The organism is Duganella sp. GW821-FHT07G03 (assembly GCF_059418605.1).
Genome location: NZ_JBWKQE010000024.1, coordinates 24,868 through 49,703 on the forward strand (window position 1 = coordinate 24,868; position 24,836 = coordinate 49,703).

Below are 24,836 nucleotides of genomic sequence, written 5' to 3' on the forward strand. Positions count from 1 at the left end.
CAAGGGCCGGATCTGATTCCGGCCCTGTTACATTTATCAGGGAGTTAATGTGGAACGACGTTCATTTCTAAAAGTTAGCGCGGCCGCCGGTGGCAGCTTGCTGATACCGGTCTTCGGCAACGCCATCGCGGCCGAAGAGCTGCTCAACCCCATGGCCGTGCAGTTCAAGAAATCGCTGGCCGACGCGGCGATGAACGCCGCCACCAAGGCCGGCGCCAGCTACTGCGACGTGCGCATCGGCCGCTACCTGAACCAGTTCCTCACCACGCGCGACCTGAACGTGGAAAACATCGTCAACACCGAATCCTCCGGCGTCGGCGTGCGCGTGATCGCCAACGGCGCCTACGGCTTCTGCTCGACCAACGTCATGACGCTGGACTCGGTGGCTGCCGCCGCACGCCAGGCGGTCGCCATCGCGCGCGCCAACGCCAAGCTGCAAACCGAGCCTGTGGTGCTGGCCCCCGTCAAAGGCGTGGGCGAAGTGGCGTGGGCCACGCCGTTCAAGAAGGACTGGCGCACCGTGGCGATCAAGGAAAAGGCCGAGATGCTGATCGCCGCCAACAAGGCCGGCCTGGATGCGGGCGCCAGCTTCATGTCGTCCAACCTGTTCCAGGTGAACCAGCAGAAGTACTTCGCCTCCACCGACGGCTCCTACATCGACCAGGACATCCATCGTCTGTGGTCGCCGCTGACCGCCACCGCCGTCGACAAGGCCACCAACCGCTTCCGCACGCGCGACGGCTTGTCCTCGCCGGCCAGCATGGGCTATGAATTCTTCGACGCGAAAGAGCCCAACAAGGTCAAGGCCGCCGGCGGCGTGACCACGCTGTACCAGGGCGCCTACGATCTGGTGGAAGATGCGCGCGCCGCCGGTCGCCAGGCCCGCGAAAAGCTCACCGCGAAAACCGTCGAACCGGGCAAGTACGACCTGGTGCTGTCGCCGGAGCACCTGTTCCTGACCATTCACGAATCGGTCGGCCACGCCACCGAACTCGATCGCGTGCTGGGCTACGAGGCCAACTACGCCGGCACCAGCTTCGCCACGCTGGACAAGTGGAAGAGCAAGAACTTCAAATACGGTTCGGACCTGGTCAACATCGTCGCCGACAAGACCACGCCAGGCTCGCTGGGCTGCGTGGGCTACGACGACGAAGGCGTGGCCTCCAAGCGCTGGGACCTGATCCGCAACGGCATCCTGGTCAACTACCAGGCCACGCGCGACCAGGCGGCCATCATCGGCGAGAAGGAATCGCACGGCTGCTCGTACGCGGACAGCTGGAGCAGCGTGCAGTTCCAGCGCATGCCCAACGTGTCGCTGGAAGCGGGCAAGAAGCCGCTGACGCCGGACGACATGGTCAAGGACGTCAAGAAGGGCATCTACATCCTGGGCCGCGGCTCGTACTCGATCGACCAGCAGCGCTACAACTTCCAGTTCGGCGGCCAGCTGTACTTCGAGATCAAGAACGGCAAGATCACCAACCAGCTGGAAGACGTGGCCTACCAGTCCAACACCCAGGAGTTCTGGAACGCCTGCTCGGCGCTGTGCGATGAACGCGACTGGCGCATGGGCGGCTCCTTCTTCGATGGCAAGGGTCAGCCTTCGCAGGTCAGCGCCGTATCGCACGGGTCGCCGACCACGCGCTTCAACGGCATCAACGTCATCAACACCGCTCGCAAGATAGGATAATCCATGAAGATGCTGAACCAGGAAGAAGCAAAACGCATTAGCGACAAGGTGATGTCGCTGTCCAAGGCCGACGAGTGCCGCGTGCAGATCAGCGGTAGCCGCAACGGCAATATCCGTTACGCGCGCAACGCCGTGTCGACCGCCGGCCTGACGGAGAATACCCAGCTGACCGTCAGCGTCGCCTTCGGCAAGCGCCAGGGTACGGCGTCGATCAATGAGTTCGACGACAAGGCGCTGGAACGCGCCGTGCGTCGCGCTGAAGACGTGGCGCGCCTGGCGCCGGAGAATCCCGAGTTCCAGCCGGCGATCAAGAAGCAGGAGTACAAGTCTTCGGCCACCTACAGCGAAGCCACCGCCGCCATCGATCCCGAATACCGCGCCGAAGTGGCGGCCGTCAGCATCAACGCCTGCCGCAAGCAGGGCCTGATCGCGGCGGGCTTCTTCAGCGACACCACCGGCTTTGAAACGGTGGCCAATTCGAACGGCGTGTTCGGCTACCAGACCTTGAGCAACCTGGGTTTCACCATCACCACCCGCACCGAGGACGGCCGCGGTTCTGGCTGGGCCACGCGCTCGGCCACCGATGCGAAGAAGTTCGATGCGCGCGAGGCGTCCGAGATCGCGATTGAGAAAGCGTTGAAATCGGTGGAGGCCAAGGCGCTGGAGCCGGGCCGCTACACGGTGATCCTGGAGCCGGCGGCGACGTCGGAAATCATCGGCCGCATGTTCGGCGCCTTCGACGCGCGCCGCGCCGACGAGGGCCGCAGCTTCCTGTCGAAGAAGGGCGGCGGCAACCGCCTGGGCGAGAAGCTGTTCGACGAGCAGGTCAACGTCTGGGCCGATCCGTGGGACAAGGACGTGCCGGTACTGGGCTGGGACGACGCGTCGATGCTGGCGCGCGAGCGCACGGACGTGATCAAGGGCGGCAAGGTGGCCTCGCTGGACTACACCCGCTACTGGGCCGAGAAACAGGGCCAGCGCGCCGCCGGCCGTCACGGCAACATGATCATGGCGGGCGGCGGCAAGTCGACCGAGGAGCTGATCGCGTCGACCAAGAAGGGCGTGCTGGTCACCCGTACCTGGTACATCCGCATGGTCGATCCGCAGTCGCTGCTGCTGACCGGCTTGACGCGCGACGGCACCTTCTACATTGAGAACGGCAAGATCAAGCATCCGATCAAGAACTTCCGCTTCAACGAAAGCCCGGTGTCGATGCTGAACAATATCGATGAACTGGGCAAGCCGGTGGTGATCGGCGGCGACGAGGTGCGGTTCCAGATGCTGATCCCGCCGATGAAGGTGCGCGACTTCAACTTCACCTCCTTGTCCGACGCGGTATAAAGGTCGGGTTGTGGCCAACTACGATTTTTACTTCACCCGCCTGACCTACGAGTCGGGCGACTGGGATGTCGATATCCGCATGCCGAGCAACGTGCTCAACTCGCTGGTCGAATACACGACCTTGCGGGTTGATCCCGTTGAACGCATCGTCGCGCTGTCCGATCCGAAGATGCTGGAGGCGCCGTTCTGCTATTTCGCCGGCCACAAGCTGGTGCAGTTCACGCCGGCCGAGCGCAAGAACCTGGAGCGCTACGTCAAGGGCGGCGGCTTCCTGTTCGTGGACGACTGCAACCACGATATCGACGGCCTGTTCTCCAAATCGTTCGAGGCCGAAATCGCCCGCATCTTCGGGCCGAAGGCACTGCACAAGATCCCGAACACGCATCCGGTGTATTCGAGCTTCTTCCATTTCGACGGCCCGCCCAACACCAGCGTGGAGCTCAACGGCTGGGGCGACGATCTGGTGCACGACTACCTGAAGGCGGTGGAAGTCGGCGGTCGCGTGCGGCTTTTGTACAGCAACAAGGACTACGGCTGCGAGTGGGACTACGACTTCCGCAACAAGCGCTGGCTGGTGGTCGACAATACCCGCTTTGCGGTCAATATCATTCAATATGCGTTGGGAGCTTGATCTTGGATAGTGCAATCGCCTGGAGCGAAAATGAAATCGGCGCGCTGAGCGCCAAGGTGGCGGCGCTGAAGGCGAGCATGTCCCGTGTGATCATCGGCCAGGAAAACGTGATCGATTCGTTGATCATCTGCCTGCTGGCCGGCGGCCACGCATTGGTGGAAGGCGTGCCGGGACTGGGCAAGACGCTGCTGGTGAAATCGCTGTCGCAGGCAACCGACATGGACTTCCACCGCGTGCAGTTCACACCCGACCTGATGCCGTCCGATATCGTCGGCACCGAGATCCTGGAAGAAGACCACGCGACCCGCAAGCGCGAGTTCCGCTTCCAGCGCGGCCCGGTGTTTACGCAGGTGCTGCTGGCCGACGAGATCAACCGCGCCCCGCCGAAGACGCAATCGGCGCTGCTGGAGGCGATGCAGGAACGCAGCGTGACCTTCGCCGGCCAGACGCACATGCTGCCCAAGCCTTTCTTCGTGCTGGCGACGCAGAACCCGATCGAGCAGGCCGGCACTTACCCGCTGCCGGAAGCGCAGCTGGACCGCTTCCTGCTGCGCATCGACGTGGTGTATCCGACCGAGGAAGAGGAGATCGCGATGGTCTCCGCCACCACCCACGCCGGCCTGAAAGACGCCGACCCGGTGATGGACGTGGCGACCTTGCTGCGCTTGCAGCAGCTGGTGCGCGACATCGAAATCGGCGACCACCTGCTGGCGTATGCGACGCGGCTGGTGCGCGCCACCCGTCCGGCGCTGACGACGGTGCCGGCGGTGACAAAGCATGTGGGCTGGGGCGCGGGTCCGCGCGCGGGACAGGCGCTGGTGCTGGCCTCCAAGGCGCGCGCGCTGATGCACAACCGCCTGGCCGTCACCCGCGAGGACATCGGCGAGATGCTGCTGCCGGTGCTGGCGCACCGCGTGATCCGGAACTTCGAGGCGGAGGCGGACGGCGTGGCGATCGCAGACATCCTGCTGGCGCTGCGCGAGCACATTCGCCCGGAATAACAGGCCGCGATGCAATCGACCTTTAAACCGTCCACCGCCGCCGCCATGACGGCGATGATGGCGCAGACCAAGGACCTGGAGCTGGTGATCCGCCACGTGCTGGCGGGGCTGGGCCACGGCCTGCACGCGGGTCGTGAGCGCGGCGCCGGCGTCGAGTTCTCCGAGTACCGGGCCTACGCGCCGGGCGACGAGTGGCGCCGCGTCGACTGGAAGCTGCTGGCGCGCGCTGACCGCTACTTCGTCCGCGAGGCGGAGCGCGACAGCCACGTCGCCACCTGGCTGTGGCTGGACGCCAGCGCGTCGATGGCGGAGCCGAGCCGCGAGATCAATGGTGTCGACAAGCTGTGGTTCGCGCGCACCGTGCTGGCCTGCGTGGCGGCCATCGCGCAGCGGCAGGGCGATGCATTCGGGCTAGTGGTGTGCGGCGGCGGCAAGGTCGAATTCACACAAGCCTCGCGCGGGCCGCGCCAGTTGCAGCGCGTGCTGGCGCAGCTGGCCAAGGCCAAGCCGGAAGGCAGCCTGCCCAGCGCCGAGGTGCTGAAGGCCAATCTGCATTTCGCCCGCTCGCCCAGTTTGATTTTCGCCGCCAGCGATTTCCTCGACTGGCCGTCGCCGTTGAGCGAAGCTTTGCTGCGGCTGCGCAGCCTGCGGCACGACGTGCGCCTGCTAACCCTGCGCACGCAAGCGGAGGTGGACGCCAGCTTCAAGGCCGGCACGGCCTACCGCGACCCGGAACAGAGCGACGGCTTGCACCGCATGAGCAACGCCGACCGCGAAAGCTACAGGCAGCAGAGCCGCGCGCACTTCGATGCGGTGGCCACCAGCTGCCGTCAAAACAATATCGTCCACTACGAGGCGCGTATCGAGCAGCCTCTGGGCAGCGTGCTGCGCAGCTGGTTGCAGCTGGCCGGAGCGCGCGCAAAATGAAGATGGGTTGTCGATGCTGAGTTCTTATCCCTTGTGGTGGCTTGCGCTGCCGGTGCTGTTGCTGCCGGTGTGGTGGCATCGCCAGAAGCGCCAGCGCCTGAAGGCCGAGCCGCTGGCGACGGCGCGCTTCCTGCCTTCGGCCGCGCCGGAGCAGCTGCGCGTCTGGCAGTGGCGCGACCGCTTGCTGTTGCTGGTGCGCTGCCTGATGCTGGTGGCGCTGATCGCCTGGCTGGCCGCGACCATCTTCCCGTGGCGCGGCGATACCGCGCTGCTGGACGTCGGCGCCGACAAGGCCTGGGCCGAGCAGCAGATCGCCGCCGCCGGCATGGGCGCGGCGCAGCGCATCGAGCTGCCGACTAACGGCCTGCAATGGCTGCGCCAGCACGAGCGCGACTGGCGCTCCGGCGCGCGCTTGCTGATCGTCGTCCGCGCCGACCAGCTGGCGATGCCGGCCCGCGTGCCGCAATTCAGCCACCAGGTGGAACTGCGCACCAAGCCACCGGCCGTCGCTGCCACTGCGCCGACGCCGACCGAGCACCACATCGTGCTGGCCGGCGCGCAGGAGCAGGGCGCGGCCTGGCGTTCGCTGTTCGCCGCCTTCAACCGCGCCGGCGATGGCGCCAGCCGCTACACGCTCGCTGACGAACCAGGCGCAAAAACCGAGTTGATCGTCTGGGAATCCGCCGCCACGCCGCCCGCCAACTGGCGCGCCCCGCACTGGTGGATCGCCGCGCCTACCGTTTTCCCCGAACTGGCAAATGCCGCAACGCTGACCATCAACGGCATCGTGCTGAAATACGCCGACTCCCCGCGCGGCCGCCTGTGGACCTCCGACGCCATGCCGCCGCGCGACGCCGACACCGCGCGCGCCCTCCATGAAGCCTGGCGGCAGCTCCGCCCAGCCCCCGCGCCGGCCTACCCGATGCCTTCGCAAGCGCTGTCCGCAGCGCGCAGCGCGCTCCCCGCCATCACCGACGCCAAGCCCGCCGCCTGGGTCGCGCTTGCGCTGCTGGCGCTGTTTTTACTCGAACGGATACTGACCCATGCACGGCGAAACTGACACCCTGCGCCGCCACCTGTGGGCCGCCGTCCTGCGCCGCCGCGCGCCGCAATGGCTGGCCGCACTGGCGCCGCTGGCCATCGCGCTGGTCCTGCTGCATGCAGCCCGTCCGCTGGTGGTCGCGGCGATACTGCCGTGGGCGATCTGGCTGGTCATCGACATCTATCGCTGGCGCCTGCGCATCAAACGCGAATGGACCTCGTGGCTGAACGCCGCCATCCCCGCGCTGGAAGACAGCAGCACGCTGCTGGCGGCCGACGCCACCACGCCCATCGCCATACTCCAGCAGCAACGCCTGCAAGCCCGCCTGGCCTCCGTGCTGGGCGAGAGCGACTACCGCAGCATCGCCCGCAGCCGCGTGCGCATCAGCATCGTGCCGGTGCTGCTCAGCCTTGCGGCGGCGGGCGCCGCCTGGGGCTACCACGGCAAGCAGACCGCCGCCGTCGCTACCCCCGTCGCCAGCCAGGCGGCCAAGCCCATCGTCGACGGCGAGATCTATCTGCGTGTCGCGCCGCCAGCCTACACCGGCGTCCAACCATTCGAGACCGCCGCCCGCGACATCCAGGTGCCGCAATTCTCCGAAGTGCGCTGGTGCGTGCGCAACCCAAGCGGCCCCCAGCCTGCTGTGGAATTGGGCGATGGGCTCAGCCTGCCGATCACCGAAGCCTGCGCGATGAAGCGCGTGGAGGAATCACTGTTCTGGCGCGCCCGCGGCAAGAACGGCACCCGCTACAACATCCGCGTGACGCCGGACCAGGCGCCGCAAGTGACTATCATCGAACCCACGGAATTGATACACATCCTCGCCAAGGATGCGAAGACTGTACAGATCTCCGTCACTGCCCGCGACGACTACGCCATCGTCCGCGCCAGCCTGCACATGACGCTGGCGCGCGGCAGCGGCGAGAACATCCGCTTCAGCGACCGCGAAGTGCCGCTGCCGCAATCGTCCGACCCCAAAGTCCGCAGCTGGAAAAAGCAGTGGACCTTGACGGAGCTGGGCATGGAGCCAGGCGACGAGCTGTACTTCTTCGTGCGCGCCACCGACAACGCGCCGGACAATCCGCACACCGCCCAGTCGCCGACCTACACGCTGCGCCTGCCGGCGCCGGAAGCGGAGAGTCTGGACTCGACCGCGTTGCCGTCGATCGCCAAGTCTGAAAACCTGCGCAGCCAGCGCCAGATCATCATCGACACCGAGCAGTTGGTAGCCGACATGCAGGCCCACCCCAACATGCCGGCGGCCACGCTGCGCGAGCGCAGCGAGACCATCGCCTCCGACCAGGCCAAGCTGCGGCTGCGCTACGGCCAGTTCCTCGGCGAGGAATCCAGTATATTCGGCGATGAACACGAACACGAAAGCGAAGACCGCCACGCCAGCAAGCCTGGCTTCGGCAACGACATGTCGGTGCTGAAGGAGTTCGGCCACGCGCACGACCAGGAGGACAACGCCACCATCTTCGACCCCAAGACCAAGGCGATATTGAAGCGCGCGCTGTCGGCCATGTGGGATGCGGAGAAATCGCTGCGCGCCATCTCGCCCAAGCCCGCGCTGCCGCCCGAGTACAAGGCGCTGGACGCGATCAAGGAATTGCAGGCGGCGGAGCGCATCTATTTGCACCGCACCGCCTTCGTGCCGCCCGCGCTGAAGGAAGAAAAGCGCATGAGCGGCGATATCGTCGGCGTGTTGAGCTACAAGCGCGCGCAGGGCTCCGCCGGCGACACCGTGCCGGCCGAAGTGCGCGACCTGGTGCAAGCCCTGTCGCAGGACGGCGCGCTGCCGGCCCTGTGGAGCAAGGCCGCGCGCGACGCCATCGCCGCCCGCATCACCGACCAGGAACAGAAACTGAGCGCACAACGCGCGGTGCAGGATGTGCAGGATGGCTGCGTCGCCTGTCGCGGCGAGCTGCGCGCATGGCTGCGCGGCACGCTGCTGGATGCACCGGTGCTGCTGCAGGCGCGGCCTTCGACGGATACGCCGTTCCGTCAGGCGTGGAATGGCAAGGAGCAGCCGAAATGATCAACATGGAACTCGCCGCAATCGCCGCGCCGGCGGCGGTGCTGGGCGTCGGCGCAGTCAGCGCCATGCTGTATGGCCGCAAGCGCAATTGGATCAACGCGTCGTTGGTCGTCGTGGCGTCGGCAGCGCTGGCGGTCTCGCTGGCCGACATACGTTTGCCGCAAGCCGGCGAGAATATCGTGGCGGTAGCGATTGGCGCAAACGGCGACATCAGCGAAGCATCGTTGCTGGCGATACCGCGTGCACAGGCCATCAGTTTGAGCGGCGACGGTCTGCGCACAGCCGAGTGGAGCGACCTGCCCGCGCGGCGCGTGCAGTGGCAGCCTGCCGCCGCCGACATGCTGTGGCTGGACTTCCCGCGTACGATGCCGCTGGGCCGCATCTTCACCTTGACGGTGCGGCGCGCACAGGCGCAGGCGGGCTGGCGCCTGCAGCTGCTGGCCGAGAACAAGCAGGTGCTGGCGGATTCGAATCTCGCCGCTTCAGCCACATCGCAGCTGAGCGTGCAATGGCTGCCACCGGTGGCGGAGGCGATGGTGTTGCAGGCGCGCCTGCTGGACGCCGCCGGAAAAGTGATCGCGCAAGGCCCGGTGCCGTTGCAGGTGAAGGATGCGCTGCCCTTGCAGATACAGGGCCGCTTCGACGCGCCGTCGTTCGACGCCCGTGCGCTGAATCAGCTGCTGGCCGACGGCAGCGCGATACTCGACTGGAACGTCGCACTGGGCAAGGCAGTGGCGCGCAGCGAAACCGCCCGCGCGCCGCTGACGGCGCCCAACGCGGTGTTTGTCGATGCCGCCTACGTCGAGCACATGAATCCCTCGGCGCGCGGCGCGCTGCTGGCGCAGACGCGGCAAGGCGTGCCGCTGGTGGTGTTGGGCGCGAACGCGGCCGACGCTTCCATGTGGCAGCGCGAGTTCGGCCTGCGCCTGCATCCGCAATCGCCGACCACGGAGAAGGAGGACACGCGCCAGTTCACCGTCGCCGGCGCAGCGCTGGCGATGCCGCCTGCCGGCCTGAACCCTGACGACAACGCGGCCGCGCCGTGGTCCGTCGTGGCGCGCGACGGCAAGAAGCTGCCGTGGCTGTGGCAGCGCGATTTGCAGCAGGGCCGCGTGGTGTGGGTAGGCGTATCGGACTGGCACCGCTACGCCATCAGCGCGCCGCAAGCGCTGGCCTTGTGGTGGCAGGGGGCGATGGACAAGATCGCGCTGGCCAGCGTGCAGAAAACCGGCTGGCGGCTGCCGGACACTATGCCCGTCCCTGGCCTGCGCAGCGAAGTGTGCGTCGAAGGCGGCGCCGTGGCGAGCGTGCAGCCGGCCGACGGCGGACCCGCCATCCCGTTGCAGGCACGCGCCGACAAGGCCGATGCGCGCTGCGGCGCCTGGTGGCCGCAGCGCGCCGGCTGGGCGAAGTTCAACGCGGCGGGCATGGATGCGCCGGCGTTCGAGTATGTGTATGACGTGAAGGATTGGCCAGGCTGGCAGCGGGCCTTGCGGCGCGACGCGACGGCGGTGTATGCGGCGCGGGCTGCGGGTGCGGATGGCAAGGGCCACGGCGCGGCAGTGGAGCGTCCACTGCCGGCTGTGCCTTTTGCGCTGTTGTTCGCCCTGTGCATGCTGGGCTTGTGGTATCGCGAGTCGGCGCAACGCCGGTAAAAAAGATCCTGCAACCGCGGTTGCAGGATCAAAACCGGCCTGGTATTTCGGCCGGCATCCTTGGACCTGGCGTCAGAACTTGTAGTTCACACCAAACAGAACCGTGCGGCCATACTTCGCATATTCCAGCTGACGGTCCTTGCTGTTGGCGTAGGTTTCATACGCCTCGTTGGTCAGGTTGTTCACCTGCAGCAGCACGCCCAGGCCCTTGTAGGCGCCGTCGTTGAAGGTGTAGCCGATCTGGAAATCGACCGGGCTGTCGCCCACCACGTAACGCAGCTGGCGGTCGCCGGCGAAGTTGCCGATCTCACCCACATAATCCGAACGACGACGCGTGCTCACGCGGGTCGAGAAGCCGTTCTTTTCGTAGTACATCGTCAGGTTGGTGACGTTGCGCGACAGGCCAGGCAACTGGATCTTGCCGATGGTGGCGTTGACCTGCTTGATGTCGATGCCGCTCTGGGTGTACGAGCTGCTGGCCAGCACGCCGAAGCCGTTCAACGCAGGCGTCAGCAGTTCCAGCGGGATCGATACCGACACTTCGGCGCCCTTCAACATGCCGCCGCCGCCGTTGTAGGACGTGGTGTACTGGCCCATGTTGCTGATGGCGTTGGTGCCCGGCGTGTACTGCGAGAAGTCGCGGGTTTCCGAGAAGGTGTAGATGTAGGTGTCGAGCTTTTTGTAGAAGCCCGCCAGCGCCACGTAGCCCTTCTTGGCGAAGTACTTTTCCCACGAGATGTCGAAGGCCTTGGCGCGCCATGGATCGAGGCGCGCGTTGCCGCCGCTGCCGCTCGGCAGGCGGGTGCCGGCATCGACGGTGAAGTTGAAGCCGGCGTTGAGCTGGTCGACGCGGGCGCGGGCGATCTGCTTGGCCACCGACAGGCGCAGCGTCTGCTCGTTCGGCAGGCCGAAGGCCAGGTTCATGCTCGGCAGGACGTCGTTGTAGGCCTTGCCGTCGGCGATAGGATGGGCCGCGCCGCCGTTGTCGGCGTACAGCGACTGCGAGGACTGGTCGGTGTGCACCAGTTGCGCGCCGAAGTTGCCGCGCACGGTCACGCCGCCCCAGTCGCTGTCGATGTTGGCGCGGGCGTAGCCGGTGCTGATTTTCTCGGTCACGTCCCACGCGCGGCTGATGGTGCCGGCGTTGTTGGCCAGGCTGTAGTCGATCGGGTTGAAGTACTTGGCGATCACGCCCGGCACGTTCCACGAGGGGACGATGCCGGAGCCAGCGAAGCCCAGGTCGACCGGCGCGTACAGCAGGTCGCTGGAGATGGTCGGATTACCCTTGGCGAACAGCTGGCCGGACGGCTGGCGCTTGGTCTTGGTGCGGTCGCTGTAGTTCATGCCGATGTCGAAGCCGGACAGGTATTTGTCCATCATCTCCGGCGCCGGCAGCGTGGCGGCCAGCTTGAAGCTCTTCAGCGTGTCCTTCAGGTGCGGCGAGTAGGTGCTGCCGTAGCCGTAGATCGAGTTGCCGGTGTAGAGCTTGGTCGGGTCGCTGTAGCTGAGCTTGCCCGCGATGGTGGCGAATTGGCCCGGCGCCCAGCCCACCGTCATCAGCGGGTCGTTGAAGGCGCCGCCGGTGGCGCTTTGCAGCTGCAGGTTGTTTTCGAGGTAGGTCTCGTCGCGCTTGGCTTCCGAGTAGTTGGCGTCGGCCAGCAGCGACCAGCCGCCGAAGTTGAACTTGTTGGCCCAGCCGGCGGTGCGGATTTCATCCTTGCGGTTGTTGTACTGGCCGCGCACCAGCGGATAGGCGCCGGTGGCGGTGCCGCCCAGCAGCGTGCCGTTGACGATGTTGGTGCTGTTGTAGTTGAAGCCGACCGGGTTGTTGCTGCCGTTGTAGCCGCCCAGGTTGACCTCGAACTGGTTGTTGGTGTCGACCTGCTTGAACTCGGAGGCAAAGATGTCCAGCGTGCTGGTCCACATCTTGTTCGGGCGGTATTCCAGCACGCCGATCAGGCCGGTGCGCTTGAGGGTGCCGCTCTTGGCCAGCGACTTGACGCCGGCGGTGACGTAGGTGCCGGACGGCACGCCGGAGACCTTGCTCTGGTCGAAAGGCTCGTAGGTGCCGGTCTCGTTGTCGAGGATAGGCGATTCCATGTTGGCGATGCCGAGCGCGACGCCGACCGTGCGGTTGGCGAACTGGTCGATGTAGCTGGCGCTGAAGCGGTGGCCGGTGTCCTTGGCGTTGGCGATCTTGCCCATCGAGTTGTTCTCGCCGCGCAGGTTGACCGACATGGTGCGGCCCGGGAAGGCCAGCGGACGCACGGTCTGCATGTCGATGGTGCCCGACAGGCCCTGGCCGACCAGGCCGGCGTCCGGGGTTTTGTAGACGGTCACGCCGCTCAGCAGCTCGGACGGGTACTGGTCGAACTCCACGCTGCGGTTGTCGCCGGTGCTGACCTGTTCGCGGCCGTTGAGCAGGGTGGTGGCGAAGTCCGGCGACAGGCCGCGGATGCTGATCACCTGCGCGCGGCCGGCCACGCGCTGCGCCGCCAGGCCCGGCAGGCGGGCGATCGATTCGGCGATGCTGACGTCGGGCAGTTTGCCGATGTCTTCGGCGGAGATCGATTCGACGATGGAGGTCGAGTCGCGTTTGACCGAAATCGCGTCCTCGATGCCGCGCCGGATGCCCGACACCACCACGGTCGACATCGGCGCGTCGGCCGCCTGCGGCGCGCCGTTGGTTTCCGCGTGCAGCGGCGCGGCCAGTGCCGAGATCAGGACCGCGCAAGCGGCGGCCACCGGGGTCAGGGGGAGGGCGGCACGGACGCCGGACGGATGCGTGTTCAACTTCATTTGGAGGTCTCCTGGTGTTTGTAAAGGTCGTTTCTGAACGGCATTCTGAGGCCGCTTGGAAACGATCTTGTATTAAAACTAGAAACCAAGTCAAACGAATATTGGTGCCCTGACATCAACAATCTGTAGGTTTAGCCACAATCACGCTGCGGAAGCGCTTCCATGTTGTATTTTTGTGTAAGTAAACTACATTGGAAGTCGGCGCGCCCACGATGCGATGCGCTCCGCGACCGCCGGATCGCTGACGCTGTCGAGCGCCATCGACTGCAGCGGCGAAATGCCGGGCGGCGCGACCTTGTAGAAGTGGGTCAGGCCGGGGAAGCGCGCCAGTTCGGTCGGCAGTTTTCCGCGCCCCTGGTGGAGACTGTCGGCATGCGCCGGCGGCACCGAGGCATCCTGTCCGCCCTGGACGATCAGCACCGGCTGGCGCACGCGCGCCAGTTCTGCCACGGGATCGACGCGGTCGGTGCTGCGCAGATAATCCAGGCTGAAGGCCGGCATGGCCGCCAGCATCGCCGTTTGCGGATCGGTCTTGGCGCCGGCCGGCAGCGGCTGGCCGGCGCGCAAGGCGGCGACAGTCTGGTCATACATCGCCAGGTCGGCGCCCGGCGGCGTCATCGCGGCCAGCTGCTCGCGCATCAGGCTGAGCAGCGGCGTGGCGGGGCCGGACAGCATCACCACGCCGGCTATGGCCGGCGCATCGGGGCCGCTGGCCAGCATGGAGGCCACCAGCGCGCCTTCGCTGTGGCCGGCCACGATCAGCGGATGGACCGGCGCGCTCTGGCGCAGCAAGGCCAGCCCGGCCGAGGCGACCTCGGCCCGGGTGGGGAAGGCCGCGTGGCGGGCGGCCGCTTGCGGGTCCAGCGTGCGCGAGCCGGTGCCCGGGCCGATCTTGGCCATCCGCAGCACGGCGTAGCCGCGCTCGCCGAGCTGCGCGGCCAGGTCCGCATACAGATGCGGCTTGAGGTGCATGGCGGGGTAGTTGCCGTCGACGTCGCTGAAAAGCGAGCCTGGCAGCAGCAGCACCGCGCCCTGCGGTGTGCCGGCGGGGAAGGTGAGGCGGCAGGCGATCTCCACGCCGGCGACGGTGACGGTGTCGTCCTGCTCGCGCAAGGGAGCGGCGCCGGCGCTGCCGGCCGGCGCGATGATGGACAGGGTGAGCGCGCCGACGGCGGCCATGGCAATCTGTTGGAACATACGCATGATGATCTTCCTTTGCTGGTAAAGCACCCAGATTGAAGTATCACGCGACGTGAATGTCAAACAGATCTTGTCGCCGCTGTTACCACTTCTGCCAGCCGATCACATAGGCCGGCGCGGCATGGCTGCAGGCCGGATCGGTGATGGGCTTCATCTGCATGCGCGCGAACGGCAGCACGCCCGCCCACACCGGCCAGCTCATGTCGTCCTCGTCGTCCTCCGGGGCGCCGGCGCGCACCTTGCAGGCCGCCTCGTCCAGCGTGATGCGCATGATGGTGGTGGCCGCGTATTCCTTGTCCGAGCCCGGACGGATATCGGCCTGGCGGCCCGGCAGCAGCTTCTCCATGAACGCCTCCATCGTGCGGCGCCGCTCGCCTTCGTCCTCCACCACCTCGAAGCGTCCATAGATCATCGCCGAGCGGTAGTTCATCGAATGATTGAAGGCCGAACGCGCCATCACCAGGCCGTCGAGGTGCGTGATGGTCACGCAGATCTCGCTCTCCGTCAAACGCTTGAGCATGCGGCTGCCGTTGGAGCCGTGGATGTACAGGTGATCCCCTTCGCGCCAGCAGGCGGTGGGAATGCAGTGCGATCCTTTGTCGTCGGCGAAGGCGATGTGGCACAGGTAGGCGTCGTCGATGATGGCGTGCAGCGTGGCCGTGTCGTAGTGCGCGTAGGTCGGAATGCGGCGGACGCGGGTGCGTTCGCTCGGTGCGGCTTGGTGTGCTGGTTCGGTCATGATCTCCATCCAAAAAGGTTGAAGCCGCAATATAATGGCTGGCTGGCCCCTGCGACAGGTCCAGAAACAGTCATTTTAATGGAGCCACGAATGGACTTTGCCTTGCTGATCGACGGCTACGCCGCGCAGAACCGCCATCGCGGCTGGCCGCGCCAGCGTTTGCTGCATGAATGCCTGCGCGCCGCCATCCGCAACGGCACGCTGGCGGCGGGCACGCGGCTGGCCGCCTCGCGCGCGCTGGCCGAGGAGCTGGGCCTGGCCCGCAACACCGTGCTGTACGCCTACGAGCAGCTGGCCAGCGAAGGCTTCGTCACCACCGACCGGCGCGGCACCGTGGTGGCCGCCGTGGCGCCGGACCGCAAGCCGGCCGCGCCGCAGGCGGCCGCCGTGCCGCAGGCCGGGCTGTCGCAGCGGGCGCGCGCCCTGCGCCCGCCGCAGGGGCCGGCCGACATGATGGGCGCCTTCGTGCCCGGCGTGCCGGCGCTCGACCATTTTCCGCTGACGCTGTGGCGCCGCATGCTGGAACGCGCCTTGCGCGCCATGACGGTGGCGCAGCTGAACTACGGCGATCCGGCCGGCGAACCGCAGCTGCGCGAAGCCATCGCCGACCACCTGCGCGCCGCGCGCGGCGTGGTGTGCGAGGCGGCGCAGGTGTTCATCACCGACGGCACCCAAAGCAGCCTGGATCTGTGCGTGCGCGCGCTGGCCGACGTCGGCGACACCATCTGGATCGAGAATCCCGGCTACGGCGGCGCGCTGGCGGCGGCGCGCGCTGCCAGCCTGAGCGTGGCCGGCATCGACATCGACGACGACGGCATCGCGCCCACCGACGACGACTGGCTGCTGCGGCCGCCGCGCCTGGTCTACACCACGCCGTCGCACCAGTACCCGGTGGGCAGCGTGCTCAGCCTGCGCCGCCGGCTGGCGCTGATCGCCGCCGCGCGCGACGCCGGCGCCTTGATCATCGAGGACGACTACGACAGCGAGTTCCGCCACGACGGCGCGCCGCTGTCGGCCATGCAGGGCCTGGCGCCGGACGCGCCGGTGGTCTACCTGGGCACCTTCAGCAAGACCATGTTCCCGTCACTGCGGATCGGCTTCGTGGTGGTGCCGCCGTGGCTGGCCGAGTCCTTCGCGCAGATGCGCGCGCAGTCGTCCGCGCGCGGGCGCGTGGCCGAGCAGATGGCGCTGGCCGAGTTCCTGCGCAGCGGCCAGTTCGCGCTGCACCTGCGGCGCATGCGGCGGCTGTACCGGCAGCGGCGCGACGCGCTGGTGGCCGCGCTGGAACAACATCTGGGATCGGTGGCGACGGTGCACGGCGGTTCGGCCGGCATGCACCTGGCGCTACGCTTCACGCAAGCGGACCTGGACGACCACGCGATCAGCGCGCAGGCGCTGGAGCACGGCATCGTGGCCGAGGCGCTGAGCGGCAAGGACACGCAGGGAACGTCGGGCTGGAAGGGACTGATGCTCGGCTACGCACAAGTGCCGGCCGAGCAGATGGAAGGACTGGTCAAACAGTTGGCGGCGATACTGCACCTGGCGGCGTTCGCCGCCAACCGTTCAAGACGACATTAAAACGCGGTGTCGGCGCGGATGTACATCGAGCGGCCGTTGACGCCGATCGGGCAGGTTTCCCAGCAGCGGGTGAAGCCCAGTTTCGGGAACGCGCCGCCATTGGTCCACTCCGACGGCAGCTGGTTGAACAGGTTGTTCACGCCGACGCTGAAGAAGGTGCGCTTGGTGTAGGCATAGCGTACCGAGGCGTCGACCAGCCACTTGGCGTCCCACTTCTGCAGCGGGCTGAAGTTTTCCGCTTCCACTTCGCCGTAGTAGTTGGCGCGGGTGTTCAGGTTCCACTGGCCGGCGCTGTAGTCGGCCGCCACCACGTGGTGCTTGCGCGGCTGGCCGTGTTCGATCAGCGTCACTTGCGACTTGTCGAACAGCTGCTCGCCGGTCAGCACCGACGACGTCGAATGACGCTTGGTGACTTCGGTCTTGTTGAAGCCCAGCTGGCCCGACAGCACCAGCGTCGAGGCCGCGAACTTCGAGGTGTGCTCGGCCACGATGTCCAGGCCGCGCGTGCGGGTGTCGACCGCGTTGGTGAAGAACTGCGCCTGGCCCACGCCCAAAGGCTTGAGGATGTTGGCGATCGGGCCGCCGCCGGCTTCCGGTGCGATCTCGCTCGAGAACACGATGCGGTCCTTGATCTTGATCTGGTACAGGTCGGCGGTCAGCGACATATTCTTCGCCGGACGCAGCACCATGCCGACGCTGCCGCTGGTCGAGGTTTCCTCTTTCAGCGGCGCGATGCCGAAGGCCTGGGTGACGGCGCTGCCCTGGCGCGCGGTCAGGGTTTCGGTCAGCACGCCGTTGTTCAGGTTGGTCGACACGGAGCTGTAGAACTCCTGCTGCACGCTCGGCGCGCGGAAGCCGGTGGACAGGCTGCCGCGGAAGCCGACTTCCTTGGTCGGGTCGAAACGGGCACTCAGCTTGCCGGTGACGGTGCTGCCGAAGTCCGAATACTTCTCGTAGCGCACCGCGCCGGCCAGGGTCAGGTTGTCGACCGGCTTGGTTTCGGCGTCGAGGAACAGCGCGATGTTGTGGCGGCCCGAATCGACCGCGGTGGCCGGCGTGTAGCCCGGGAAGCCCTGGATGCCGGAGGCTGCGGTGGCGCCGCTCGGCGTGGTGATGGCGATCGCGGGGTTGTTGGTGCGGCCGTACTGGTAGGAGACCGGGTCGCCGGCGACGATCTGGTAGTTGTCGGCGCGGTATTCGAAGCCGGTGGCCAGGAACACGTTGTTGTCGCCGAGCTTGACCGGACCCTTGACGTCGGCGTTGAAGGTCAGCTGGTTGAACTTCAGGGTGCCGGTGTTGGCGTCGCGCGGCGATTCGCCGTAGATGGCGCCGTTAGCCTTTTTCTCGTACCAGTAGCTGACGTTGACGCTGTCCGATTCATGGAAGCCCAGCTCGCTGGCGCCGTAGTTGATGCTGACGTCGGCCTTCCAGTCGTTGGCCAGGTCGCGGCGGTAGCCGAAGGCGAACGAGGCGTCCTTGATGTCGGTCTTGATGGCCGGCAGGTAGCCGTTCGGCGAGATCGCCGGGATGGTGCGGTCGTCGCCGGCCGAGCGGAAGAAGCCGTAGGAATCGCTCTTGCGCTTGGAGACGCCGCCGAAGGCGTAGAACTCGCTGGCCTTGTCGATCGGCAGCGCGGCGTTCCACCACAGGTAGCCGTCCTTGGTGTTGCTGTCGCCGATGTGCTGGGTCACGCGCGGCGGATTGACGCGCAGCGAATCGGGGCCGGCGCGGTTGGTCTCGCCGCGCTTGCGCGCCTCGGCCGTCAGGTTGAGGAAGCCGCCGTCCTGGCCCAGCGCGAAGCCGGTGTTGGCGGTGCCCGAGTAGAGGTCGCCGTCGCCTTCGGAGGTGGTGCCGTAGCTGCCGCTCAACTGGGTCTCGTTGACCTGCGACTTGAGCACGATGTTGATCACGCCGGCGATCGCGTCGGAGCCGTACTGGGCGGCGGCGCCGTCGCGCAGCACCTCGATGTGGTGGATGGCGCCCAGCGGAATGGCGTTGATGTCGGTGCCGGCCGAGCCGCGACCGATGGTCTGCTGCACGTTCACCAGCGCCTGCTGGTGGCGGCGCTTGCCGTTGACCAGCACCAGGACCTGGTCAGGCCCCAGCGAACGCAGGGTGGCCGGACGGATCGAATCGGTGCCGTCGCTGATGAAGGTGCTGGAGAAGTTGAACGATGGGTCCAGCGTCTGCAGCAGCTTGCCCAGTTCCAGCGGGCCGGCGGTCTGCATGTCTTTCAGGCTGATCAGGCCGACCGGGGACGAGGTGTCGAGCGCGGTCTTGGCGACCGAGCGCGAGCCCAGCACCACCACGGTTTGTTCCTGGGCCGGCGCTGTGTCTGCTGCCGCGGCGGCGGTTTGGGCGCTGCCCTGGCCGGCGGCCAGCAGCAGGATCGCGCTGGCGACCAGCGTGCGTTTGAAGTGCGGTGCTCTTGTCATGTATCTCTCTCGTTGTTGTGGACGCGCGCGGATAGCACGGTCGAGAAAAATACTATCGTGGCCGCTCACCGGGCGGCAACGCGGCATGCACCATATTGTTGCAGAATATGCACATTTGATAATATTTCGTGCCTTATACGATGACTTGGCGTAATCTGGCCGACGGGCTGCCGCAAAATGGTGCAAAACTGTGGTGCGGACGCATCAGTAAACTGTTTATTGCTGATCCAACATCCAGGCCTTCAAACCGTTGACCCAGGACTTGGCCGGCAGGTTCAGGCTCTTCTTGATGGCGCCGGCGCGCTCGTACAGCACGCTGAAGTCCAGCACCGGCGACTGCTTGAAGGCGATCACCACGATGTTGGCGTCGTGTACCTCCGGCAGCCAGACCACGGCGTCGAACACCTGTTCCATCGCGTGCAGGTTCTTGTCGTAGTTGGCGAAGTCGCCGAACACATTGGTGGTCATCATGCCGCCGTCGCGCAGGCAATCGAAGCAGGCCTGGTAGAACTCGGGCGAGTCCAGCACCGGGCCGCGCGCCTCCTCGTCGTACAGGTCCACCTGCAGGATGTCGACGCTGGCGTGGTTGGTCGGATCGAGCACGAAATCCATGGCGTTCATTTCCAGCACGTTGAGGCGCTCGTCGTTGGACGGCAGGCCGAACTGCGCGTTGCAGATGGCGATCACGTTCGGGTTGAGTTCGACCGCGGTCACGCGCGCGCCGGGCAGGCGGCGGTAGCAGAACTTGGTCAGCGCGGCGCTGCCCAGGCCCAGCTGCACGATGTGGCGCGGCTGGTCGTTGAACAGCAGCCACATCATCATCATCTGCACGTATTCGAGTTCGATATTGTCCGGCTTGGACAGACGCATCGCGCCCTGCACCCAGGAGGTGCCCAGGTGCAGGCTGCGCACGCCCTCGAATTCGGTGGTGGTGGCCGGCGGGTGGCCGGGCGCGTCGTAGCGGGAGGGGGCGGCGGGAATCTTGGACATGGCGGCAGTCTACCAGCCGCTGCGGCGTAAAAAAAGACGCCGCAGCGTCTTTTGGGGGGAGCGTTCAAGATTTGCGTCGCCGCGCGACCATGCCCATCAGCGCCAGGCCGCCCAGCAGCATGCCATAGGTGGCGGGCTCCGGTACGGCCGAGGTGATGTCCAGCGTGCCGCTGTAGCTGGCGATGCCGTGGTCCTTGCCTTTGATGACCAGTTGCACCACGCCGCTGACCGGGACGTTGAAGAAGAAGCTGCCCGACAATAAGCCGTTGGCCACGGGCAGCGCCGTGCCGTCGAGGGTCGCCGAATTGAAATGGATGAAGGTGGGCGGCGTCACCAGGAAGTTTTTCAGGTTCAGGAAATAGCCCTGCGCCGTGCCCGGCAAGCCGGAGTACGCAAAGGTAAAGGTGTCGGTGAAAAGCTGGCCGTCGGTGTGCGATGTACCGAAATCGGCGGTCCAGTCGGCCGGGCCGCCATCCATGTTGATGACTGGCGACGTATAGTTGTTCGCCCAAGCCCCACCTGCCAGCGCAGCCATTAACGCGCCTGCCAATATTGATTTTAATTTCATTTTATCCCCGCGAAAGATCAGACAAAATTCATGAAACCCCCGTACCACTCATGCAAAGTACGCCTGGGAATTTTCGATGTCAATTGGCTATTTTTTGATCGCGGAAGAAAGACTGATAGAGCGCAACTAATGCACGGGCTGGACCATAAGAACTTACTATCATTCAATTTCCGTTGTGCAAATTATCAACTTAATTTCAATTTGGTAATCACGGATTAGTTGCTGGCTGCCGACACTGGCAAGATCAAGGTCACGCTCAGGCCGCCGCCGTCGCGGTTGGCCAGCGTGATGCGGCCGCCGTGGGCTTCGGCGATTTCGCGCGCCAGCGCCAGGCCCAGGCCGGTGCCGCTGCGCTTGGTCGAGTAGAACGGCACCAGCGCGTTGGTCAGCACGGTGTCGCTCATGCCGGGGCCGCGATCGTGCACGTCGATCCGCACCGCGCCGTGCAGGCGCCGCACCTCCAGGCTGACCTCGCCGGCCGGCGAGCCCGATTCATGGGCGTTCTTGAGCAGGTTCAGCAGCGCCTGCTCCAGCTGCGAGGGATCGAAGGCGCAGGGCTCGTCGGGCGGCGCGCCGGCGATGCTGAACTCGACCTGGGCCGCCAGCTGGGCCAGGAAGCCCGGCCACGCCTGCAGCTCCAGGCGCGGCGTCGGCAGCTTGGCGAAGCGCGCATAGCCGAGGATGAAACTTTCCAGGTGGCGGGTGCGCTCCTCGATGGTGGCGAGGATTTGCGGCAGGCGCTCGGTCTGGCCGCGCCGCACCAGCTCGGCGCCGGAATGGGCCAGCGAGGTCAGCGGCGCGAGCGAGTTGTTCAGCTCGTGGCTGATGACGCGGATCACCTTTTTCCAGGTCTGCACTTCCTGCCGGCGCAATTCCATGGTCAGTTGGCGCAGCAGCAGCAGCTCGTGCTTGCGGCCGTTGAGGTTGAAGCTGCGGCGCGCCAGGTGGTAGACCTCTTCCTCGTCGACCTCGGTTCCGGCCTCCTTGGTGGTGAACAGGCCGTCGCCGCCGCGCGCCAGCGCCTCCAGCAGCGCCGGCGAGGCGTGCGCCAGGATGTCGTCGAGGCGGTGGCCCTCCAGCTTGCGGCCCTGGTTGAGCAACTGGCGCGCCGCCAGGTTGGCGTAGACGATGGGGCCGGCCTCGCTCACCAGCAGCATCGCCACCGGCGTGTTCTGCACCATGGTGTCGAGCAGCAGCTCGCGCTGCACCAGGTCCAGGCGCTGCTGGCGCAGCACGTCGCCCAGCGCGTTGTGGGCCGCCACCAGGTCGCTCAGTTCGTCGTTCTGCGGCCAGTGCAGGCTGAACGAGAAGTCGCCGTCCTGGTAGCTGGTGACGGTGCCGGTCAGCGCGCGGAACAGCGACAGCATGTACTCGAGCTGGGCGCGGATGGTGATGATGGAGATCGGCAGCACGCACAACAGGCACACCGCCAGCACCAGGCCGGGATGGTCGGGGAAGAAATGGGTCAGCGTCAGCGCGATCAGGATGCCGACCGTCAGCAGGGTGCCGACCATCGCGGTCCAGCGCGTCAGCAGGGAGAGGCGCGAGGCGCCCAGGCGGCGGCCGGCGTGGTCCATCAGGGGCGGGCGATGCCCAGCCGCTCCATGCGGCGGTACAGCGCCTGGCGCGACAGGCCCAGCTCGGCGGCGGCCTGGGCCACCACGCCGCCGGCGCGGCTCAGCGCCAGGCCGATGCTGTCGCGGTCCGGCTCGCGCGCGCCGTCGTCGGCGACGGCGTTGGCGGCGGCCGGCAGGCCGAGGTCGGCGGCCTTGATGAGGTCGCCGGCGGCCAGCAGGCCGGCGCGCGCCATGACGTTTTTCAGTTCGCGCACATTGCCCGGCCACGGGTGGGCCAGCAGCGCCTGTTGCGCCGACGGGTGCAACTGCTTGCCGTCGCCGAGGAAGTGCCGGGCCAGCGGCAGGATGTCGGCCGGCCGGCCGGCCAGCGGCGGCAGCCGCAGCTCGATCACGTTGAGGCGGTAGAACAAGTCTTCGCGGAAGCTGCCGGCCCTTATCATGGCCTGCAGGTCGGCGTTGGTGGCGCTGACCACGCGCACCTTGACCTGGCGCTCGCGGTTGGAGCCGAGCCGCTCGAAGCGGCCGGTCTCGAGCACCCGCAGCAGCTTCATCTGCCCGGCCAGCGGCAGGTTGCCGATCTCGTCGAGGAACAGGGTGCCGCCGTCGGCCGCCTCGAACTTGCCTTCGCGCGCCTTGGAGGCGCCGGTGTAGGCGCCGGCGTCGGCGCCGAACAGTTCGGCCTCGATCAGCTCGGCCGGCAGCGCGCCGCAATTCAACACCACGAAGGGGCCGTCGCGCACGGCGGAGTTGGCCTGTATGATCTCGGCGATGCGCTCCTTGCCGGTGCCGTTGGGGCCGCTGATCAGCACCGGCACGTCGGCGCGCGCCACCTGGCAGGCCAGGTGCACCACGCGCTCGGTGGCCGGGTCTTGCCACACCATGCCGCGCAGGTCGTAGCCGCGTTCGAGCTCGCGCCGCTGGCGCAGCTCGGTCTGCAGGCGCTGCTGCAGGGCCCGCTTGGCCTGGCCCAGCTCGATCAGATTGTGCACCGTGGCGATCAGGCGGTTGTCGTCCCAGGGCTTGGCCAGGTAGTCGGCGGCGCCGGCCTTGACCAGGTCGACCGCCGCGTCCAGGTGGGTCCAGGCGGTCAGCAGGATCACCGGCAGCTCGGGGTGGCGCTCGCGGATGGCGCGGAACAGCGCCGTGCCTTCCTGGCCCGAGGTGGTGTCGGCGGAAAAGTTCATGTCCTGCAGCACCAGGTCGACGCTGTGGCGTTCCAGCAGCGCCAGTCCGGCTTCGGGGGAGGCGGCGCGCAGCGCGTCGATGTCGTGCAGCGAGAACAGCACTTCAAGCGCGATGGCGACGGCGGCGTTGTCGTCGATGATCAATACGGTAGGCATGCCGTAAGCATAACATTGTCGCGGCATGCCCGGTACAGCAATCACGGCTAGGCGCTGCGGGTGGCGGTGGCCGGCGAGATCGAGGCCGCGCGCCAGGCCGGACCGTACACGGCGGCCACGCCCAGCGCCCAGAACACGGCGGCGCCGGCGATCAGGTAGCCGGCCGGCAGGCGCGCCATTTCCAGTTGGCTCACCAGCAGCTGGTTCAGGCCCAGCGCCAGCAGCACGCCGGCCGCCACGCCGACGCTGGTGATCATCACGTTCTCGGTGACGAAGTAGCGCAGGATGTCGAGCCGGCGCGCCCCCAGCGCGCGCCGCACGCCGATCTGCTTGCGCCGCTGCGTGACCCACAGGCTGGCCATGCCGACGATGCCGCTCGAGGTGATCAGCAGCAGCAGCACGCTGACCGTCACCAGCATCCACGCCAGCGCGTTGTCGGCGCGGTAGCGGTCGCGGCGCAGTTCCAGCATGGTCTTGACCTTGGTGATCACCGGCGTCGGCGAGGCGGCGCGCAACGCCGCCTCGGCTTCCTTGATCACGCGGTCCAGCTGGCCCGGCTCGGCGCGCACCGTGTAGCCGCTGGCGTTGTCGCCGGTCAGGCGGGTCGGCACGATGGTGGAGTAGTCGCCGCGCTCGCCGATCTGGGCGCTCGGCGTTTGCAGCCGCTCGACCACGCCGATCACGCGCGCGTCCTTGGCGCTGTCGCCGACCCCGAAGTAAAAGGTCTTGCCGACGAAGCTGGTCGCGCCCGGCCACAGTTTTTCACCCTGCTGGCGGGTGATGATGCCGACCGTGGGAAACTCGTGGCTGGTGATCTCGTCGATCTCCAGGATCTCGGCGGGCAGGAAGTCGCGCCCCTCGATCAGTTGCAGGCCCCAGGTTTTCACCAGCGAATCGGCGGTGATGTAGGTGCTGGTGGTGGCGGTGGACTTGAATTGCTTGCGGTCGGTCGCCAGGCCGGTGTAGTTGCCCGAGCGCGACAGCGGCATCTGCGAGGTGGAGGCCACCGAGACCACGCCCGGCACCGCGCGCAGCGTCGCCGTTTCGCGGTGCTGCGCCGCCAGCTGTTCCTGGTGGCTGGCGTCCTTCAGGCGGCGCACCAGCACGGTGAAGACCTCGGCTTCGTTGGCGATGCCGCTGGCGCGCGCCGAGACGGCCTGGCGCACCTGCACGATGTGCAGGGCGTTGGCCAGGATGGCCAGGCTGAGGGCGACCTGCACCGCCACCAGGATGGGGCCGGTCTTGTTGCGCAGCAGCGTCGACAGGATGGGACGGATTTCCATGATGA

Annotated in this window: 18 protein-coding genes; 9 read left to right on the forward strand and 9 right to left on the reverse strand. The window is 66.8% G+C overall.

Features of this window, described 5'->3' with window-relative positions:
* Positions 1 to 49 precede the first annotated feature (49 nt).
* Genes AC07OK_RS24820 through AC07OK_RS24855 form a run of 8 tightly spaced genes read left to right on the forward strand, consistent with a single transcriptional unit; the run spans position 50 to position 10,322 of the window.
* Positions 50 to 1,687 carry a TldD/PmbA family protein gene (locus AC07OK_RS24820; RefSeq protein ID WP_494692793.1) on the forward strand — a complete coding sequence of 546 codons (1,638 nt, stop codon included), beginning with the start codon at positions 50 to 52 and terminating at the stop codon, positions 1,685 to 1,687.
* A 3-nt stretch (positions 1,688 to 1,690) separates the two neighbouring features.
* Positions 1,691 to 3,028, forward strand: a complete 1,338-nt coding sequence (locus AC07OK_RS24825; protein WP_494692794.1) for a TldD/PmbA family protein — start codon at positions 1,691 to 1,693, stop codon at positions 3,026 to 3,028.
* A 10-nt stretch (positions 3,029 to 3,038) separates the two neighbouring features.
* Positions 3,039 to 3,659, forward strand: coding sequence for a DUF4159 domain-containing protein (locus AC07OK_RS24830; protein WP_494692795.1), 621 nt, complete (start codon positions 3,039 to 3,041; stop codon positions 3,657 to 3,659).
* Positions 3,660 to 3,661: 2 nt separating this feature from the next.
* Positions 3,662 to 4,660: an AAA family ATPase gene (locus AC07OK_RS24835; protein ID WP_494692796.1), complete on the forward strand. Its 999-nt coding sequence runs from the start codon at positions 3,662 to 3,664 to the stop codon at positions 4,658 to 4,660.
* A gap of 9 nt (positions 4,661 to 4,669) precedes the next feature.
* Entirely contained in the window at positions 4,670 to 5,587 is a 918-nt protein-coding gene (locus tag AC07OK_RS24840; RefSeq protein WP_494692797.1) for a DUF58 domain-containing protein, read from the forward strand.
* A 13-nt stretch (positions 5,588 to 5,600) separates the two neighbouring features.
* Positions 5,601 to 6,647, forward strand: coding sequence for a BatA domain-containing protein (locus AC07OK_RS24845; protein WP_494692798.1), 1,047 nt, complete (start codon positions 5,601 to 5,603; stop codon positions 6,645 to 6,647).
* Positions 6,631 to 8,667: a hypothetical protein gene (locus AC07OK_RS24850; protein ID WP_494692799.1), complete on the forward strand. Its 2,037-nt coding sequence runs from the start codon at positions 6,631 to 6,633 to the stop codon at positions 8,665 to 8,667. The genes AC07OK_RS24845 and AC07OK_RS24850 overlap by 17 nt, the downstream gene beginning before the upstream one ends.
* Before the next feature lie 5 nt (positions 8,668 to 8,672).
* Positions 8,673 to 10,322: a hypothetical protein gene (locus AC07OK_RS24855; protein WP_494692800.1), complete on the forward strand. Its 1,650-nt coding sequence runs from the start codon at positions 8,673 to 8,675 to the stop codon at positions 10,320 to 10,322.
* Between the two features lie 72 nt (positions 10,323 to 10,394).
* Here the strand turns inward: AC07OK_RS24855 and AC07OK_RS24860 are convergent, their stop codons facing one another.
* The 3 genes from AC07OK_RS24860 to AC07OK_RS24870 all read right to left on the reverse strand — a co-directional run bounded on the left by AC07OK_RS24860 (position 10,395) and on the right by AC07OK_RS24870 (position 15,069).
* Entirely contained in the window at positions 10,395 to 13,121 is a 2,727-nt protein-coding gene (locus AC07OK_RS24860; RefSeq protein ID WP_494692801.1) for a TonB-dependent receptor, read from the reverse strand.
* A 186-nt stretch (positions 13,122 to 13,307) separates the two neighbouring features.
* The gene (locus AC07OK_RS24865; protein ID WP_494692802.1) at positions 13,308 to 14,324 is read right to left on the reverse strand and encodes an alpha/beta hydrolase; all 1,017 of its coding nucleotides are present in this window, start codon (positions 14,322 to 14,324) and stop codon (positions 13,308 to 13,310) included.
* A gap of 79 nt (positions 14,325 to 14,403) precedes the next feature.
* Positions 14,404 to 15,069 carry a pyridoxamine 5'-phosphate oxidase family protein gene (locus tag AC07OK_RS24870; RefSeq protein ID WP_494692803.1) on the reverse strand — a complete coding sequence of 222 codons (666 nt, stop codon included), beginning with the start codon at positions 15,067 to 15,069 and terminating at the stop codon, positions 14,404 to 14,406.
* An 81-nt stretch (positions 15,070 to 15,150) separates the two neighbouring features.
* On the opposite strand from AC07OK_RS24870, the gene pdxR reads away from it, so the two are divergent.
* Complete coding sequence (pdxR, locus tag AC07OK_RS24875) at positions 15,151 to 16,638, forward strand: MocR-like pyridoxine biosynthesis transcription factor PdxR (protein WP_494692804.1); 1,488 nt, start codon at positions 15,151 to 15,153, stop codon at positions 16,636 to 16,638.
* Here the strand turns inward: pdxR and AC07OK_RS24880 are convergent.
* The 6 genes from AC07OK_RS24880 to AC07OK_RS24905 form a co-directional block, all read right to left on the reverse strand.
* On the reverse strand, positions 16,635 to 19,073 hold the full coding sequence (locus AC07OK_RS24880; protein ID WP_494692805.1) for a TonB-dependent receptor plug domain-containing protein: 2,439 nt from the start codon (positions 19,071 to 19,073) through the stop codon (positions 16,635 to 16,637). The genes pdxR and AC07OK_RS24880 overlap by 4 nt on opposite strands.
* A gap of 216 nt (positions 19,074 to 19,289) precedes the next feature.
* Entirely contained in the window at positions 19,290 to 20,063 is a 774-nt protein-coding gene (locus tag AC07OK_RS24885) for a spermine/spermidine synthase domain-containing protein (protein WP_494692806.1), read from the reverse strand.
* 64 nt (positions 20,064 to 20,127) lie between these two features.
* Positions 20,128 to 20,598, reverse strand: coding sequence for an FxDxF family PEP-CTERM protein (locus AC07OK_RS24890; RefSeq protein ID WP_494692807.1), 471 nt, complete (start codon positions 20,596 to 20,598; stop codon positions 20,128 to 20,130).
* 248 nt (positions 20,599 to 20,846) lie between these two features.
* Complete coding sequence (locus AC07OK_RS24895) at positions 20,847 to 22,208, reverse strand: sensor histidine kinase (protein WP_494692808.1); 1,362 nt, start codon at positions 22,206 to 22,208, stop codon at positions 20,847 to 20,849.
* Positions 22,208 to 23,548, reverse strand: coding sequence for a sigma-54-dependent transcriptional regulator (locus AC07OK_RS24900; protein ID WP_494692809.1), 1,341 nt, complete (start codon positions 23,546 to 23,548; stop codon positions 22,208 to 22,210). Before AC07OK_RS24900 ends, AC07OK_RS24895 begins: the two co-directional genes overlap by 1 nt.
* 47 nt (positions 23,549 to 23,595) lie before the next feature.
* The gene (locus AC07OK_RS24905) at positions 23,596 to 24,831 is read right to left on the reverse strand and encodes an ABC transporter permease (RefSeq protein WP_494692810.1); all 1,236 of its coding nucleotides are present in this window, start codon (positions 24,829 to 24,831) and stop codon (positions 23,596 to 23,598) included.
* Positions 24,832 to 24,836 lie beyond the last annotated feature (5 nt).

Excerpts from the sequence above, each read along its gene's own strand:
- AC07OK_RS24825 (WP_494692794.1), top strand. The coding sequence starts at position 1,691 with ATGAAGATGCTGAACCAGGAAGAAGCAAAACGCATTAGCGACAAGGTG.
- AC07OK_RS24840 (WP_494692797.1), top strand. The coding sequence starts at position 4,670 with ATGCAATCGACCTTTAAACCGTCCACCGCCGCCGCCATGACGGCGATG.
- AC07OK_RS24845 (WP_494692798.1), top strand. The coding sequence starts at position 5,601 with ATGCTGAGTTCTTATCCCTTGTGGTGGCTTGCGCTGCCGGTGCTGTTG.
- AC07OK_RS24850 (WP_494692799.1), top strand. The coding sequence starts at position 6,631 with ATGCACGGCGAAACTGACACCCTGCGCCGCCACCTGTGGGCCGCCGTC.
- AC07OK_RS24855 (WP_494692800.1), top strand. The coding sequence starts at position 8,673 with ATGGAACTCGCCGCAATCGCCGCGCCGGCGGCGGTGCTGGGCGTCGGC.
- AC07OK_RS24860 (WP_494692801.1), bottom strand. The coding sequence starts at position 13,121 with ATGAAGTTGAACACGCATCCGTCCGGCGTCCGTGCCGCCCTCCCCCTG.
- AC07OK_RS24865 (WP_494692802.1), bottom strand. The coding sequence starts at position 14,324 with ATGCGTATGTTCCAACAGATTGCCATGGCCGCCGTCGGCGCGCTCACC.
- AC07OK_RS24870 (WP_494692803.1), bottom strand. The coding sequence starts at position 15,069 with ATGGAGATCATGACCGAACCAGCACACCAAGCCGCACCGAGCGAACGC.
- pdxR (WP_494692804.1), top strand. The coding sequence starts at position 15,151 with ATGGACTTTGCCTTGCTGATCGACGGCTACGCCGCGCAGAACCGCCAT.
- AC07OK_RS24880 (WP_494692805.1), bottom strand. The coding sequence starts at position 19,073 with ATGACAAGAGCACCGCACTTCAAACGCACGCTGGTCGCCAGCGCGATC.
- AC07OK_RS24885 (WP_494692806.1), bottom strand. The coding sequence starts at position 20,063 with ATGTCCAAGATTCCCGCCGCCCCCTCCCGCTACGACGCGCCCGGCCAC.
- AC07OK_RS24890 (WP_494692807.1), bottom strand. The coding sequence starts at position 20,598 with ATGGCTGCGCTGGCAGGTGGGGCTTGGGCGAACAACTATACGTCGCCA.
- AC07OK_RS24895 (WP_494692808.1), bottom strand. The coding sequence starts at position 22,208 with ATGGACCACGCCGGCCGCCGCCTGGGCGCCTCGCGCCTCTCCCTGCTG.
- AC07OK_RS24900 (WP_494692809.1), bottom strand. The coding sequence starts at position 23,548 with ATGCCTACCGTATTGATCATCGACGACAACGCCGCCGTCGCCATCGCG.
- AC07OK_RS24905 (WP_494692810.1), bottom strand. The coding sequence starts at position 24,831 with ATGGAAATCCGTCCCATCCTGTCGACGCTGCTGCGCAACAAGACCGGC.